Source organism: Methylobacterium sp. WL120 (genome assembly GCF_008039465.1).
Lineage (GTDB): Bacteria > Pseudomonadota > Alphaproteobacteria > Rhizobiales > Beijerinckiaceae > Methylobacterium > Methylobacterium cerastii.
This window is the reverse complement of record NZ_VRUT01000366.1, coordinates 1-801: the sequence shown is the minus strand read 5'-3', so window position 1 is coordinate 801 and position 801 is coordinate 1. Positions and strand designations below refer to the sequence as shown.

The window sequence follows — 801 nt, the reverse complement described above, 5'->3', positions numbered from 1 at the left end:
GGGTCAGGCGGCGCGGACGGTGGCGAGGAAGCGATCGACTTCCGCCGCGAGGTGCTCGGACTGGCGCGAGAGCTCGGAGGCGGCGCCCAGCACCTGGGAAGCCGCCGCGCCGGTCTCCTCGGCCGCGCCCGCCACGCCGGCGATGTTGCCGGTCACCTCCGCCGTGCCCAAAGCCGCCTGGCTGACGTTGCGCACGATCTTCTGCGTCGCCGCGCCCTGCTGCTCCACCGCCGCCGCGATCGAGGTCGCCACGTCGCTGATCTGGCGGATGCGCCCGGTCATCCCCCCGATCGAGGCGACCGCCTGACCGGTCGAGGTCTGGATCTGCGCGATCTGGCCCGAGATCTCGCTCGTAGCCTTGGCCGTCTGCTCGGCCAGCGCCTTCACCTCCGCCGCCACCACGGCGAAGCCCTTGCCGGCGGCGCCTGCGCGCGCCGCCTCGATGGTGGCGTTGAGCGCCAGAAGGTTGGTCTGCCCGGCGATGTTCGAGATCAGCCCGACCACGTCGCCGATGCGCGAGACCGCAGCGCTCAGCGCCTGCACCAGGGCGCCGGTCTGGTCGGCCTCGTGCACCGCCGCGTGGGCGAGGGCGGCCGAGCCGCCGACCTGGCGCCCGATCTCCAGCACCGACGCGCCGAGTTCTTCGGCGGCCGCCGCCACCGTGGTGACGTTGGTGCCGGCCTCCTCGGCGGCCGCCGCCACCGTGGTGGACTGGCCCGCGGTCTCGGCGGCGGTCGCGGTCAGGGTCCGGGCGGTGGCCTGCAGTTCGGTCGCCGAGGACGACACCATCCCGACGATGCC

The 801-nt window shown here is 74.5% G+C and carries 1 protein-coding gene; it reads right to left on the bottom strand.

The features are described 5' to 3' along the window. Nucleotides 1-3: 3 nt before the first annotated feature. Nucleotides 4-801: methyl-accepting chemotaxis protein (locus FV229_RS27035; RefSeq protein ID WP_246688362.1), on the bottom strand; the 798-nt coding region annotated here is incomplete at its 5' end.